Annotated in this window: 12 protein-coding genes; 11 read left to right on the top strand and 1 reads right to left on the bottom strand. The window is 68.8% G+C overall.

The window, feature by feature from the left end; translation table 11 throughout:
* The first annotated feature begins 42 nt into the window (after positions 1 to 42).
* From JOD27_RS05025 to JOD27_RS05000, 6 genes are all read left to right on the top strand, one after another.
* Entirely contained in the window at positions 43 to 795 is a 753-nt protein-coding gene (locus tag JOD27_RS05025; protein ID WP_204760863.1) for a DeoR/GlpR family DNA-binding transcription regulator, read from the top strand.
* The gene (locus JOD27_RS05020; protein ID WP_204760862.1) at positions 792 to 2135 is read left to right on the top strand and encodes a 6-phospho-beta-glucosidase; all 1344 of its coding nucleotides are present in this window, start codon (positions 792 to 794) and stop codon (positions 2133 to 2135) included. The genes JOD27_RS05025 and JOD27_RS05020 overlap by 4 nt, the downstream gene beginning before the upstream one ends.
* A 20-nt stretch (positions 2136 to 2155) precedes the next feature.
* A complete protein-coding gene (locus JOD27_RS05015) occupies positions 2156 to 5179 on the top strand; it encodes an alpha-mannosidase (RefSeq protein WP_204760861.1) in 3024 nt (1007 codons plus the stop codon).
* A complete protein-coding gene (locus JOD27_RS05010; protein ID WP_204760860.1) occupies positions 5176 to 6417 on the top strand; it encodes an alpha-L-fucosidase in 1242 nt (413 codons plus the stop codon). The genes JOD27_RS05015 and JOD27_RS05010 overlap by 4 nt, the downstream gene beginning before the upstream one ends.
* Before the next feature lie 223 nt (positions 6418 to 6640).
* Positions 6641 to 7114 carry a cupin domain-containing protein gene (locus tag JOD27_RS05005; RefSeq protein ID WP_204760859.1) on the top strand — a complete coding sequence of 158 codons (474 nt, stop codon included), beginning with the start codon at positions 6641 to 6643 and terminating at the stop codon, positions 7112 to 7114.
* Between the two features lie 183 nt (positions 7115 to 7297).
* On the top strand, positions 7298 to 8305 hold the full coding sequence (locus JOD27_RS05000) for an alpha/beta fold hydrolase (protein WP_204761182.1): 1008 nt from the start codon (positions 7298 to 7300) through the stop codon (positions 8303 to 8305).
* A gap of 21 nt (positions 8306 to 8326) precedes the next feature.
* Here the strand turns inward: JOD27_RS05000 and JOD27_RS04995 are convergent, their stop codons facing one another.
* Positions 8327 to 8947 (bottom strand): sigma-70 family RNA polymerase sigma factor, encoded by a 621-nt coding sequence (locus tag JOD27_RS04995; protein WP_204760858.1) that lies wholly within the window; start codon positions 8945 to 8947, stop codon positions 8327 to 8329.
* Between the two features lie 479 nt (positions 8948 to 9426).
* On the opposite strand from JOD27_RS04995, the gene JOD27_RS04990 reads away from it, so the two are divergent.
* The 5 genes from JOD27_RS04990 to iolE are packed head-to-tail and all read left to right on the top strand — an operon-like array spanning position 9427 to position 15306.
* Positions 9427 to 10857 carry a glycoside hydrolase family 15 protein gene (locus tag JOD27_RS04990; protein WP_204760857.1) on the top strand — a complete coding sequence of 477 codons (1431 nt, stop codon included), beginning with the start codon at positions 9427 to 9429 and terminating at the stop codon, positions 10855 to 10857.
* Complete coding sequence (locus JOD27_RS04985; protein WP_204760856.1) at positions 10858 to 12771, top strand: GMC oxidoreductase; 1914 nt, start codon at positions 10858 to 10860, stop codon at positions 12769 to 12771.
* Positions 12768 to 13877: a ferritin-like domain-containing protein gene (locus JOD27_RS04980; RefSeq protein WP_204760855.1), complete on the top strand. Its 1110-nt coding sequence runs from the start codon at positions 12768 to 12770 to the stop codon at positions 13875 to 13877. Before JOD27_RS04985 ends, JOD27_RS04980 begins: the two co-directional genes overlap by 4 nt.
* Complete coding sequence (locus JOD27_RS04975; protein ID WP_204760854.1) at positions 13874 to 14383, top strand: hypothetical protein; 510 nt, start codon at positions 13874 to 13876, stop codon at positions 14381 to 14383. Before JOD27_RS04980 ends, JOD27_RS04975 begins: the two co-directional genes overlap by 4 nt.
* Complete coding sequence (gene iolE / locus JOD27_RS04970; protein WP_204760853.1) at positions 14380 to 15306, top strand: myo-inosose-2 dehydratase; 927 nt, start codon at positions 14380 to 14382, stop codon at positions 15304 to 15306. Before JOD27_RS04975 ends, iolE begins: the two co-directional genes overlap by 4 nt.
* Positions 15307 to 15339: the final 33 nt, after the last annotated feature.

The raw sequence follows: 15339 nt of genomic DNA, 5'->3' as shown, positions 1-15339 counted from the left end.
AAATCGCGCACGCCGTGAGCGAGTTTGCGTTACTGTGGGCTCGTGCTTCCCCAGCGACGCCATGAGTTGATCTTGCGCACGCTCCGTTCCGAAGGCCCGGCCGGCGTGCAGGTCCTTGCCGAGCGCCTCGGCGTCAGCCAGGCGACCGTCCGGCGTGACCTGGTCGAGCTCGACCGCCAGGGCCGGCTCACCAGAGTGCACGGCGGGGCTGTGGCCGCCGAGGACCTCGACGACCCGTTCGCCGAGGTCGCGATGGTCAGGGTCGAGGCGAAGGACGCCGTCGCCGAACGGGCCGCGGAGCTGATCAAGGACGGCGAGGCCGTTCTACTGGACATCGGCACCACCGCGCACCGCCTCGCCCGCAAGCTGCACGGCCGCTCCCTCACCGTGATCACGAGCAACCTGATGGTCTACGAGGAACTGAAGGACGACCAGGAGGTCCAGATCGTGCTCCTGGGCGGCGTGCTGCGGCGCAGCTATCACTCGCTCGTCGGCTTCCTGACCGAGGACAACCTGCGCCAGGTCCACGCCGACCGCCTCTTCCTCGGCACCAGCGGTGTGCGGCCGACCGGCCAGGTCATGGACACGACCGCGGTCGAGGTGCCGTTGAAACGGGCCATGATCGCGGCGGCCGACCAGGTGGTGCTGCTGGCCGACGTCGGCAAGTTCCCCGGCACCGGCATCGCGAAGGTGTGCGGGCCGCAGGACATCGACGTGGTGATCACCAACGCGCCCGCGGATCCGGTGACCGCCGGGGCGCTGCGGGAGGCGGAGGTCGAGGTGATCGAGGTTTGAGGCTCACGATTCTCGGCGGCGGCGGGTTCCGCGTGCCGTTGGTGCATCAGGCATTGCTGTCCGATCGCGGGGAAGGCCGGATCACCGAGCTCGTGCTGCACGACCTCGACGCCGGCCGGCTCGCCGCGATCGGGCACGTGCTCACCCAGCAGGAGCAGGGGGTGGCCGACCCTCCCCTGATCGCCACCACGACCGACCTCGACGAGGCGCTCACGGGTGCCGACTTCGTCTTCTCGGCGATCCGGGTCGGCGGCCTTCCGGGCCGGATGATCGACGAGAAGGTCGCGCTGGACGAGGGTGTGCTCGGGCAGGAGACCGTGGGCGCGGGTGGTGTCGCCTACGGCCTGCGCACCGTGCCGGTCGCGCTGCGGATCGCCCAGCGCATCGCCGCACTCGCGCCGCAGGCGTGGGTCATCAACTTCACCAACCCCGCCGGAATCGTGACCGAGGCGATGTCCCGCCACCTCGGCGACAGGGTCATCGGCATCTGCGACTCGCCAGTGGGGCTCGGGCGCCGCGTCGCGCACGCCCTCGGGCTCGACCCGGCGCGGGCCTGGTTCGACTACGCGGGACTGAACCACCTCGGATGGCTGCGCGGCATCCACGTCGACGGCCAGAACCACCTCCCCCGGCTGCTGGCCGACACCGACGCGCTGACCTCCTTCGAGGAGGGCAAGATGTTCGGGGCGGACTGGCTGCGCACCATCGGCGCGATCCCGAACGAGTACCTGCAGTACTACTACTTCACGCGGGAAGCGGTCGCCGTCGCCCGGAACGCGGACAAGACGCGTGGCGCGGTGCTGGCCGGCCAGCAGGACCGCTTCTACGACGCGGTGCGGCGCGACCCCGGATCGGCACTGTCCATCTGGGAGTCCGCCCGGCTGGAGCGGGAAACCACCTACGGCGCGGAAAGCCGGGCGATGGCGGGCATCGGCAGCCGTGACGAGAGCGATCTCGAGTCCGGCGGCTACGAGAAGGTCGCGCTCGCGCTCATGCGGGCGATCGCCCACGACGAGCGGACGACGCTGATCCTCAACGTCCGCAACCGTTCCACGCTGAACATCCTCGACGCGGACGCGGTCGTCGAGGTGCCTTGCGTCGTCGACTCGGCAGGCGCTCGCCCGGTCGTGATCGACCAGCTGCCCGAGCACGCCCGCGGACTGGTCTGCGGAGTGAAGGCGGTGGACCGCGCGGTGATCGAGGCCGCTGTCGGCGGATCCCGTGCCACGGCGCTGAAAGCACTGGCGCTGCATCCTCTCGTCGACTCGGTCAACGTCGCGCGCCGTCTGCTCGACGGCTACCAGAGCCAGATACCGGACCTCGCCTACCTCCGAGCCTGACCGAACATCAGGGAGATGTCGTGCACGACGACCGCAAGCTGGTGGAGGAACGACTCGAACGGACGCTGAACCAGCGGATCCGGCCGGTGAAGTACGCCGCGTCGGCGCCGTTGCAGGTCGAGGTCTGGCGTGTGCCGGACGAACCGGTTCCGGTGGCCGAGGCGCTCGTCGCCGACTACGAGCCGTTCGAGGTCGGCAGGCGTTGGGGCGCACCGTGGTCGACCAGCTGGTTCCGCGTCCGGGGAACGGTGCCTCCCGAGTGGGCGGGCCGGCGCGTGGAGGCGGTCATCGACCTCGGCTTCGTCGGGGACTGGCCGGGCAACCAGGCCGAGGCGCTCGTCCACGACCTCGACGGACGGCCGGTGAAGGGCATCGCGCCGCGCAACCACCACGTGCCGATCGCGAATCCGTGCGCGGGCGGCGAGCAGGTCGCGTTCCTGGTCGAGGCCGCGGCCAACCCCGACATCCTCGCGGGCGGGTTCTCCCCCACCCCCTTGGGGGACAAGGCGACCGCGGGCGACGAGCCGCTGTACCGGCTGGCGCGCGCCGACCTCGCCGTGCTCGACGAGGAGGTCTGGCAGCTGACCATCGACCTCGAGGTGCTCAGCGAGCTGATGGCCGAGCTCGCGCTCACCGACCCCCGCAGGCACGAGGTCCTGCGGGCGGTGGAGCGGGCACTGGACGCACTCGACCTCCACGACGTGTCCGGAACGGCAGCGGCCGCACGTGCCGAGCTGACGGACGTGCTGACCCGGCCGGCACACGCGAGCGCGCACACGCTCTCCGCGGTGGGCCACGCCCACATCGACAGCGCGTGGCTGTGGCCGATCAGGGAGACGATCCGCAAGACCTCCAGAACCTTCGCCAACGTCACGGCGCTGGCCGCCGAGTACCCGGAGTTCGTCTTCGCCTGCTCGCAGGCCCAGCAGTACGCGTGGGTCAAACAGCACCACCCGGCGATCTTCGAGCGGATCCGCGACACCATCAAGACAGGACAGTGGATCCCGGTCGGCGGCATGTGGGTCGAGTCCGACGCGAACCTTCCCGGTGGCGAAGCGCTCGCACGGCAACTGGTGCACGGCAAGAGGTTCTTCCTCGACGAGTTCGGAGTGGACTGCGACGGCGTCTGGCTGCCGGACTCGTTCGGCTACACCGCGGCGTTCCCTCAGCTGGCCGCATTGGCCGGCATGCGGTGGTTCCTGACCCAGAAGCTGTCGTGGAACCAGACGAACAAGCTGCCGCACCACACGTTCTGGTGGGAAGGCATCGACGGGACCCGGGTCTTCACGCACTTCCCGCCGGTGGACACCTACAACGCGACGCTCTCGGGCGAGGAGCTGGCGCACGCGGTGCGCAACTTCGCCGAGAAAGGCAGGGCAACCCGGTCGCTGGTCCCGTTCGGCCACGGCGACGGCGGTGGCGGCCCGACCAGGGAGATGCTGGAGCGGGCCCGCAGACTGCGCGATCTGGAGGGCTCGCCGAAGGTCGTGATCGAGCCGCCGTCCGAGTTCTTCCGCGCCGCGCAGGCCGAGTACCCGGACGCACCGGTGTGGTCCGGTGAGCTGTACCTGGAACTGCACCGCGCCACCTACACCACCCAGTCCCGCACCAAGGCGGGCAACCGCCGCAGCGAACACCTCCTGCGGGAGGCCGAGCTGTGGGCGTCGACCGCGGCAGTCCACTGTGGATCCGACTACCCCTACGACGACCTGGACCGGTTGTGGAAGACCGTGCTGCTGCACCAGTTCCACGACATCCTGCCCGGCAGCTCGATCGCCTGGGTGCACCAGGAAGCCGAGGCGACGTATGCGCGCGTGAAGGCGGAACTCGAGGACATCATCGCCACCGCCATCGGCGCGTTGACTGACAGCGCTTCGGCGGAGCCGTTGGTCTTCAACGCGGGCCCACGTCCGCGGGCGGAGGTGGTGATGACCGAGGACGGGGCGGCCTTCGTGGAGGTTCCGGCGTTGGGCGTCGCGTCCGTCGGCACATCCACGCCGCCCGGCGAGGTGCAGGTCACCGATCGCGTTCTGGACAACGGACTGGTCCGCGTCGAGTTCGACGACAACGGACAGTTCGCCTCCGTGCGCGACCTCGTGACCGGCCGCGAGGTGCTCGCCCGGCCGGGCAACGTGCTGCAGCTGCATCCCGACTTCCCCAACCACTGGGACGCCTGGGACATCGACGCGCACTACCGCCGCAAGCACGCCGACCTGACGGCGGTGGACTCGATCAGCGTGATCGAGCGCGGCCCGCTCGTCGGCGCGATCCGGGTCGAGCGGTCCTTCGGCGCCTCGCGGATCGCGCAGACCGTGCGAGTGCGGGCGGGCAGCCGCCGCGTCGACGTCGAGACCGTGGTCGACTGGCACGAGTCGGAGAAGATCCTCAAGGCGGCGTTCCCGATCGACGTGCACGCCGACCGGTCCTCTGCCGAGATCCAGTTCGGTCACGTCCACCGGCCGACCCACACCAACACCAGCTGGGACGCGGCCCGATTCGAGGTCTACGCCCACCGCTGGGTGCACGTCGCCGAGCCCGGCTACGGCGTGGCCGTGCTCAACGACTCCACCTATGGTCACGACATCACGCGAAACGGTGGCGTCACCACGGTGCGGCTCAGCCTCGTGCGGGCGCCGCACAGCCCCGATCCGCACGCCGACCAGGGGATGCACCGGTTCACGTACTCGCTGCTGCCCGCTGCTTCCATCGCCGACGCGGTCGCCGAGGGCTACGCGCTCAACCTGCCGCTGCGCGTGGCCGGCTCGACGGCACGACCACCCGTGCCACTGGTCACCGTGGACAGTCCCGCGATCGTGGTCGAGGCGGTCAAGCTGGCCGACGACCGGTCAGGAGACGTCATCGTGCGGCTCTACGAGTCGTTGGGCGGCAGGGCCTTCGCGACGGTTCGCCCCGAATTCCCCGTGGCCTCGATGGACATCGTCGATCTGCTCGAACGACCGCTGCACGCCTCGGAGGGCTTCGACGTCTCGTTGCGTCCCTTCCAAGTGCTGACGGTGCGCCTTCGTCGAGGAGACAGCCGATGACCGCGTGGTTCACCGAAGCCCGGTTCGGGCTGTTCGTGCACTGGGGCCTGTACTCGTTGGCAGCACGGCACGAATGGGTCAAGCAGCGCGAGAAGCTGAGCGACGCCGACTACCAGCGGTACTTCGACCACTTCCGCGCTGACCGCTTCGACCCAGCGCAGTGGGCTCGCGACGCGAAGGCGGCCGGGATGAAGTACGCGGTGCTGACCACGAAGCACCACGACGGGTTCTGCCTCTGGGACTCGGCCCTGACCGACTACAAGTCCACCAGGACGCCCTTCGGGCGGGACGTCGTCGCGGAGTTCGTCGCGGCCTTCCGCGCCGAAGGTCTGCGCGTCGGCTTCTACCACTCCCTGCTCGACTGGCACCACCCCGACTTCACCATCGACGGCTGGCATCCCCAATGGGACCAGCGGGATACCCTCGACGCGGGCCGGGACATGGACCGCTACGTGGAGTACCTGCACGGACAGGTGCGTGAGCTGATCACCGTCCACCAGCCCGACCTGCTCTGGTTCGACTTCACCTACGACGACGACCACCGGGTGCGGGTCGGCAAGGGCGCGTCGGACTGGCGGGCTCCCGAACTGGTCGAACTGGTCCGCTCGCTGAGCCCGCACACCCTGCTCAACGACCGGCTCGGGCTGCCCGGCAGCGAGGACTTCGCCACCGCGGAAGAGGCGTCGCCGGACAACGGCCCCGGTGTCCCGTGGGAGGCCTGCCGCACGCTCAACGGCTCCTGGGGGTATGCGCCTGGCTTCCAGGAGTGGCTCGACGCGGGCCAGGTCGTCAGGATCCTCGTCGACGCCGTGTCCAAGGGCGGCAACCTGTTGCTCAACGTCGGCCCCGACGGCCGTGGCGCCTTCGAGCCGCGTGCTCGTGAGCTGCTGGCCGAAGTAGGCGAGTGGACAGCGCTGCACAGCGACGCGATCCACGGCGCGGGCCCCGCCGCCGGGCTGACGACCCCGCGCGACACCAGGCTCACCCGGTCGGGAAACCGGCTCTTCGTCCACGTCTTCGGCTGGCAGGCGGGCATTCTGGTGCTGCCGGGACTGGGCGATCGCGTCCGCTTCGCGTCGTTCCTGCACGACGGCGCGGAGGTCGCGTCGAGCGTCGTGGACGACGAGGGCCACCTGCCGCACCTGCGCGACGCGGGCCCGCCGGGATCGTTGGTGCTGCACCTGCCGACGCGACGCCCGAACGTCCTCGTGCCCGTGATCGAACTGATCATGGGCTGACCCGAGCGGTGAGCCGGTTCACGATCGGTTCACCGACACGGCCGAGTCGAAGAACCCTGCCCAGCGCCAAAGCGCTTGCGGCGTGCAACGTCCACACGGATCGTCCACACCGGTCAGGCACGCACGAACTGGGGCCGCTCGGGTGACGAACGACCCTGGCGGGACGCCTGGACGAGAGGATGCTCGAGGGTGCGGCTGTCGTTGCGGACGAAGGGAGCTTGCGATGGCCAAGACCGTTGTGCGGCAACACGATGAGGGCGATGCCTATTGGGTGCTGGGCGGCCTGTACGAGGTCAGGGTCAGCAGTGAGGACACCAATGGCGAAATGACCGTCATGGAGATGACGGTTCCGGCGGGGATGGGGCCACCGCCTCACACCCACCCCGGTTCGGAGGCGTTCCGGGTGCTGGACGGCACAGTGCGCGTGCACATCAACGACGAGACCGTCGAGGCAGGGCCTGGGGCCTACTTCTTCTTCCCGGCGGGCACGCTGGAGACGTTCGAGCCCGTGTCGGACACCGCCCGGCTGCTGGTGACCTACCTGCCCGGCGGTATCGACAGGTTCTTCGCCGAGGTCGGCGAACCGGCGTCGAGCCGGGAGCTGCCACCGCCGTCGGACACTCCGCCCGACCTGGCGCGAGTCGCCGCCATCGGGGAGCGGTACGGAATGCAGATGCAGATTCCCGAAGGGAGCTGAACCACGGCCGCCAGCCGCGGTGAGCAAGGGACACTGAACTCTACGCAGGATGTTCAGCCGAGCGGGTGATACACCACAAGACCGGATTGTCGCGTCTGCCTGCAAAATGGAAGGCCTGGACACGGACGGCAGGTCAGCCGTCCCGTCATCGCGGTGACCAACCTGACGAAGGCCGACGAGAGCATGAGCGACGCGGCAGCCAGCCCGCCCGAGGGCGAACTGCGCCTGCGGCATGTCGTCGTGCACGGCTACCGCCGTGCGTTCAGGATGGCCGGCAGCGGCCCGGTCCTGCTGTTCATACACGGGATCGGCGACAGCTCGGCTACGTGGCTGGACGTGCTGCCGAGGCTGGCCGAGCACTTCACCGTGATCGCACCGGACCTGCTCGGCCACGGAGGTTCCGACAAGCCGAGCGCCGACTACTCGGTCGCCGGGTACGCGTGTGGAATGCGGGACCTGCTGACCGTGCTGGACATCGATCACGCGACCGTGATCGGACACTCGCTCGGCGGTGGCGTGGCGATCCAGTTCGCCTACCAGTTCCCGGAGCGGTGTGAACGGCTCGTCCTGGTCGGCAGCGGCGGCATCGGCAGGTACGTGCACCCGCTGCTCCGGCTGGCCTGCCTTCCCGGCGCCGACCTGGTCATCTCACTGGCCACCGCCGCCCCGGTGCTGATGGCCACCTCGCTGCTCACCCCGCTCATGCGCTGCATCGGCGGTCTCGGACTCGGCTCCGATCTCCACTACGCCCTGGAGCGGTTCCGCTCGCTGGCCGACAACACCAGCCGGCTGGCGTTCCTGCGGACTCTGCGATCCGCGGTCGACTGGCGTGGGCAGACAGTCACCATGCTCGACCGGAGCTATCTGCTCCTCGGGACTCCCACCCTGCTGGTGTGGGGCGATCGGGACCGGGTCGTGTCGACCGACCACGCCGATCTGGCACACGTGGCCATGCCCCACAGCCGCCTGGAGATCTTCAGGGGTGCGGGGCACTTTCCCCACCAGGCCGACCCAGAGCGATTCGTCGCGCTGCTGTCGGACTTCCACGCCGGCACCGCGGCCGCGAAGTTCGACCACAACCTCTGGCGCACGATGCTGTGCGCCGGACACTTCGACGTGCCCCAGCGCGAGCACGTCGCACCGGAAGTCCTCGAGGCGGTGCATCGAGCCGCCCACCCCAGCGGCGCCTGACCGCGACCGGACCTCACGTCCTCACACTCCGGTCAACGTCCTCCGCAGCCGGGCCAACGCGCGGTGTTGCACGACCCGGACCGCACCCGGCGTCGATCCGACCGCCTCGGCGGTCTCCTCCGCCGACAGCCCCACGACCACCCGCAACACGACGATCTCCCGGTGCCTCTCCGGGAGGACCCGCAGCAGCCGAGCCATCCGTTCGGAGAACTCACCGTGCAAAGCCCGCTGTTCCGGCCCCTCCATGGTCCCAGGGGTTTCAGGAACCTCGGAGACCAGTTCGCAGCGGTTCCTGGCCGCGGCCCGATGCGCATCGGCGACCTTGTGCGCCGCGATGCCGTACACGAGCGCCATGAACGGCCGTTCCTCGCGGCGGTACCTGGGCAACGCCGTGAGCACCGCGATGCACACCTCCTGCGCCACGTCGTCCGCCGTCACGAAGGATCGCTCCTGCCTGCCCACTCGGGCCCGGCAATACCGCACCACCAGTGGCCGGATGCTCGCCAGCAGACGCTCGATCGCCCGGCGGTCTCCGTCGGCGGCCGCGGTCACCTCGGCACTCACGTCGTCCCGAGACCGGCTCTCGATCGATGCGTGCGAGTCGACCGTGGTGGCGGGCGCGGCTTCCCCGTCGATGGTCATTGGCGACGTCTCCTACGTGGTCTCTGCGGCCGGTATTGCCGTCACCTTCCACAGCGGACGCACGGACCGGAATCTGACCAAAACATGAAAACCCTTTCGTTCCGTGCTCGACCGAATACTCAGTGACACCGTAACCGGCGAGGATTTGACAGCGAGTGAGCGCGCCGCCACCACACGCGACAGCGGCTGTTCAGCGCGACTGCGAAGGCATTTCCGGGCGGCTTTTGTTTCGAACGAAGTCGGACGGACAGCCGATTTCTTGGCTCGTTATTACGTCGTTCGAGTTCGTCTCCACACCATCAAGTGTCCAGGTAGTCCATCCGATGGTGTGGTTGCCGGTCAGCGGTCTCGGCGTTCAGGGTCCGGCGGGGTGATGGTTGCGATCGACCCGAAGGAAGTCCACTTCATCGACTGCGGCTCGACACAGCTCGCCGCTCGCCGTTCCGACAAATCCGCGCTGAAGACAACGGAGTCCAGCAATGGTCGAGTCCAGCACCACGCCCAACAAGCCTGCCCGCACGAACAGGCCGACCGACACCTCCCGAACACGTGCGAGCGTCCAGAACTCCATTGCTCCGGGAGCGGTCGATCTCACGTCGCTCGTGCCGATCATGTACACGTTCATGTTCCGCAACATCGCCAGCGACGGCTTCACCTTCAGCGATCCCCAGTTTCCTGGCGACGTTTCCCGCGACTCGAAGCCGGGTTGCGTCATCGCCGCGCCGTCCTTTCCCGCGGAGACCCCAGGCACCGACGAGGACTACGTCTTCAACTGGGTGCGCGACGGGGCCATCGCGGCCATGGAGGTGGTCAAGGCCGGCATGCCGACCCGCCCCGGCGGGTCGGTGCAGACGCTCAACGACTACGTGACGTTCGCCGACCTCTGCCACTCCAACGCGCAGCCGCCGTGGACCAAGGGACACGCGTGCTTCACGATCGCCGGCGACGCCCGTCCGTGGACCGAGCAGAACGACGGCCCGGCTCTGCAGTCGATCACCATTCTGGCGGCCTTCGACCAGCTCGATCCGGGCACGCAGAAGCGGGCGGTCGACCTGGTGAACGCGAACGTGGCCTTCCTCCTCGGTGTCTACCAGGAACCCACGACGAACCTGTGGGAGGAGCACAGCGGGTTCAGCTTCTTCGCCCGGTCCGCCCAGTTGCGCTGCTTCGAGGAGATCCAGGCCTCTGCCATCGCCGGTATCGACAAGCCGGCCGGATTGCGGCCCGCCATCAAGTGGCTGCGTCAGGCCCTCGCCGACCACTGGGACGGCAGCAAGTACGTGAGCGTGATGGCCGACCGCGGTGCCGGAGCCAAGCCATCTCCGCAGAATCCGGTCGTCAGCGGTTACGACCCGAACATCGACATCGTTCAGGCGGCCATTTACGGCGCCGTTCCCGTCACCGACACCAAGCTGCTCGCCACGGCGGCCCAGCTGCGCTCGCAGTGGGAGGAGGGCGGCATCGCCTTCTACCCGATCAACAAGGTGGACAAGGAACAGTTCGGCATCGGGCCGATGTTCGGCCGCTACCCCGGCGACGTCTACAACGGTGACACCGCGCACCCGGTGCTCGGCGGCCACCCCTGGGTCCTCTCCACCTGCAACGTCGCCGAGCTGCACTACAAGCTGGCGTCCGTGATCAGGTCGAGCGGCAAGGTACCCGTGGACGACCTGTCCGCGCCCTTCTTCGCCCAGTCCGGCGTCGACGCGTCGACGGCCCCCGCGGCAGCCGCCGCCGCACTCGTGGCGACTGGTGACGCGATGGTGCGGGCCGTCGTCTACCACAGCGACAACCTGGAGCTCTCCGAGCAGTTCGACGGTTGGACCGGTTACGAGCGCAGTGTGCACAACCTGACGTGGAGCTACGCCGCCTACCTGTCCGCCATGCGAGCCAGGACGGAGGCCGTGTAGATGTACGTCAAGTTCCCCGAGGGGGCGGCAAGGCGCACGGACCCCGCGGCGGCGGCCGAAGTTCTCTACGACGCGGTCATCGTCGGCGGCGGCATCGCCGGCGCCATCATCGCCTCGCGGCTGAGCGAGGCAGGCAAGACCGTGCTGGTTCTCGAAGCAGGCTCGGCCGAGGACCTCACTCTGCGGGGCTACGAGGGCTACCTCGACCGCTTCTACTCGGCTACCAGCAAGGACAACCAGGCCCCCTACCCGGTCGTCGCCAACGCGCCGATGCCCCGCGGTACCGACGCACGGCGAATCTTCCCCGGTGTGCCCGACTCCTCGGCCTACATCGTCCAAAGTGGACCGTTCGCCACGGACACCACCTACACGAGGGTTCTCGGCGGCACCACCATGCACTGGGAGGCCAAGACGCCTCGCATGCTGCCCGAGGACTTCCAGATGCGCACGCTCTACGGTGAAGGGACCGACTGGCCGCTCACCTACGAAGACCTCGCCCCGTACTACAACGAGGCCGAACGCGAGATCGGCGTCTCCGCCGACGTGGAGGACCAGGCCTACCTTGGGATCACGTTCGACGAGGGGTACGTGTTCCCGATGAAGGGCCTGCCACTGTCCTACCTGGACCAGATGGTCGCCCGTGACGTCGACGGGATGCCGGTCGAGCTCGACGGGGACAGGCGAGAGCTGCGGGTCCGGCCGTGGCCACAGGGGCGCAACGGGATACCGAACCCCGCCTACGACAACGGGAACGGTTACGTGCCGCGGGGAGCGGTGAGCACCTACCAGGTCGAGGTCGGCGAACGGTGCCAGGGCAACAACAACTGCGTTCCCATCTGCCCGGTGCAGGCCAAGTACCACGCCGGCAAGACCCTCGCGGTGGCTCTCCAGAGCGGCCGGGTCGACCTGGTGGCCCAGGCGGTGGCCTACAAGGTGCACATCGACGAGCAGACCGGCCGGGTGACCGAGATCGAGTACCGCCGCTACGACAAGCCCGACAGCACCGACTTCACCACCGTGAAGGCACGGGGCCGGCTGTTCGTCCTGGCCGCCAACGCCGTGGAGAACCCGCGGCTGATGCTCGCCTCGGGCCTGCGCGGCGCGAGCGGCCTGATGGGGCGGAACTTCATGGACCACGCCTATCTGCTGGCGTGGGGCCTGCTACCGGAGGTGGCCGGCACCTTCCGCGGCACGAACTGCACCGGCGGCATCACCGATCTGCGCGGGGGCAGCTTCCGCCGCCGTCAGGCGGCGTTCAGCGTCGACATCCACAACGACGGCTGGGGCTGGGCCCGAGGGGCGCCGATGACCGACCTGATCGACCTGGTCGACGCCGGTGGCCGCTACGGCGAGTCCCTCCGCCAGGGCCTGGTGGACCGGGTGTCCCGCCAGCTGCAGCTGGCGTTCATGGTCGAGGTCCCTGCCAACCCGAGCAACCGGATCACGGTGGACCCGGCCTTCACCGACCACCTCGGGAACATGCGGCCCATCCTCACCTACGACATCCCCGACTACACGATGCGGGGCGTGGCGTACGCCCGGCAGCTGTCGAAACGGATCTTCGCCCGCCTCGGCGCCGAGGACCACACCCAGTACGACCCGGACTTCTGGGGCTACGCCGTCTACGCCGGCGAGGGGTACGAGATCCGCGGCGGCAACCATCTCGCCGGCACGCACATGATGGGCAGCGACCCGTCGAGCTCGGTCGTGAACGCGGACCAGCGCAGCTGGGACCACCAGAACCTCTACCTGGTCGGCGGGGGCAGCATGCCGACCGTGAGCACGTCCAACGTGACGCTCACCGTCGCCGCCCTCTGCCTGCGCAGCGTCCGGGCAATGCTGGCCCAGCTCGACTCCGAGACCGCGCCGATCGACATCAGTTCGATCGACATCCCCCAGGAGGTCACCCGGTGACCGCGCCGACCATCGCCAACCGTGACGACCTGATCAGCTACCTGCACACGGCAATGGCACTCGAGCACGCGACCATCCCCCCGTACCTGACCGCGTACTACTCCATCCACCCCAACACGAACTCCGACGCCGCCCACATCATCCGGGTGGTCGCGGTGGAGGAGATGCTGCACCTGACCCTCGCCGCGAACGTGCTGAACGCCATCGGCGGGACGCCCGACCTGACCCGCCCCGGCTTCGTCCCGTCCTACCCGGCCTACCTGCCGGACGGGGAGGACGACTTCACCGTCGACCTGCGGCCCTTCTCCCCCGAGGCGGTGGAGACGTTCTGCAAGATCGAGCGGCCGGGCACGGCTCACGGTGCGAGCTCACGGCTGGTGCCGGCAGCGGACAGCGCGAAGACGCTCCTGGTGTCCAGCCCGACGGTCGAGGGGATGCGCTTCTACAGCATCGGCGAGTTCTACGCGGAGATCATCGAAGGGCTCGAGAAGGTGGCGGCCGCCGACCCAGGGCTCTTCTGCGGGAACCCGGCCCGGCAGGTGGGGCCAGAGGCCTTCTACTCCGGCGGCGGTGTGCTGAAACCCGTCACCGACCTGGACTCGGCGCGGTGGGCGCTCCAGTTCATCGCCGACCAGGGCGAGGGCCTCGATTCAGGCCTGTACGACGACGACGGCGAGTTGGCCCACTACTACCGGTTCCGGCAGCTGCAGCTCGGCCGCTACTACCAGGTGGGCGACCAGCCCGACGCGCCCTCTGGGCCACCGCTCAGCATCACCTGGGACGACGTCTACCAGGTGAAGGTGAGTGCTCGGCTGGCCGACTACCCGCCGGGAGAGCTCGCCGACACCGCCCGGCAGTTCAACGTCGACTACGGCGTCTTCCTCGCCCTGCTCACCGAGGCGTTCAACGGGGAGCCGACCCTTCTGCAGGACGCCGTCTGGTACATGTTCCGCCTGCGCGACAAGATCAACCAACTGATGCGCAATCCCCTGCCGGGCAGCGACTGGCTCCACGCCGCTCCCACCTTCGAGATCCCCGCCCCTGCCGGGTCCGATCAGCACGCTTCTCTCGCGACCGGCGAGGTGGCCCAGGCGGTGCCGCGGTGACCGCCCGGTCGTTCGAGCGGTTCCTGCACCTGTCGGTCGACCTCACCGCATTCCGGGAGACCGAACTGCTCGGCACCGGTCTGGCCCACCACTACCTGGCCAAAGTGCGGGCAGCCTGCGGCGACGAGATCTTCGCCGACCTCCTGGCCGCCCACCGGCTGGCGAGGGCAGACGCGACCCGTGATGCCGGAACCTGTGACCGGACCCTGCTCGACCGGGCCCTGCGCCACCGGATCTTGAGCGACGACACCCTGGGCCCGGTGGCCCGCAATGTGATCAAGCTCTGGTACGCCGGGATGTGGTACGGGCTGCCTCCCGAGTGGACCGACCGCAACGGCGCCCGCGCCGCAGCCGAAACCTCGACCGTCACCGCCGCCTCCTACCAGGAGGGGCTGCTGTGGCCTGCCATCGGGGCCAATCCGCCAGGTGCCAAGGCGCCCGGCTACGGCTCGTGGGCTCAGCCACCCCGCATCGAGGAACGCTATCTGAAAAGAGCAGGCAAATGACACGACTAGGTGATCGGCTCAGCCCGGACAAGGTGAAGCTCGGGGTTTGCTGCACCCTGTGGTGGAACGACGACTTCCCCACCATCGACGCCGGCATCTCCTTCGGCCAGGCCGTGAGCGAGATGGCGCTCGCCGGCTTCCAGGGCTGCAGCATCGGGCACAAGTACCCCTCGGACGCCACCGAGCTCAAGGCCGCTCTCGATCTCCGCGGCCTGCGCGTGTCGGAGCCCTGGACGAGCACGTACTTCACGATCAAAAAGATGCGGCACAAGACGATCGCCGCCTTCGAGGAGACGCTGGCCCACATCAGGGCGCTCGGCGGGACCGAGTTGGTCGTGGCCGAGTTCGGAGCGTCGTCGCACCTGCTCCCCGTCGACGTGTTCGCCAACCGCCCGGTTCTCACCGACGCCCAGTGGGACCACCTGACGTCCGGTCTGGAGGAGCTCGGCAAGATCGCCCACTCGGCCGGGATGAAACTCAGCTATCACCACCACATGGGTACCGGCGTCATGACCATGGCCGACGTCGACCGGCTGATGGCTTCGACCGATCCGGCCCTGGTGCACCTGCTGCTCGACACCGGGCACATCGCCTTCGCCGGCGACGTCGACGACGCGCTCGACCTGGCCCAGGCACACGCCGACCGCATCGGCCACGTCCACCTGAAGAACGTCCGGCCCGAGGTCGTGAGCCAGGTCCGTGACGAAGGCCTGTCGTTCCAGGAGGCCGTCGAGCTCGGTGTCTTCACGGTGCCAGGAGACCCACAGGGCGCGATCGACTTCCGGCCGATCCTCGAGGTGCTGGCCGACGTCGACTATCGCGGATGGCTCGTGGTGGAAGCCGAGCAGGACCCGAACAAGGCCATCCCGCTCGAGTACGCCAAGACGGCCCGCGGCTACCTGGCCGACGTCCTCGGCTGGTAAAGAATTCCCGATCGCAGAACTGCGAGGTAAGCA

Origin of the sequence: Lentzea nigeriaca, assembly GCF_016907955.1 — a bacterium.
Taxonomy (GTDB): domain Bacteria; phylum Actinomycetota; class Actinomycetes; order Mycobacteriales; family Pseudonocardiaceae; genus Lentzea; species Lentzea nigeriaca.
The sequence above is the reverse complement of the archived record's forward strand: the minus strand, read 5'-3'. Positions and strand labels throughout refer to the sequence as shown.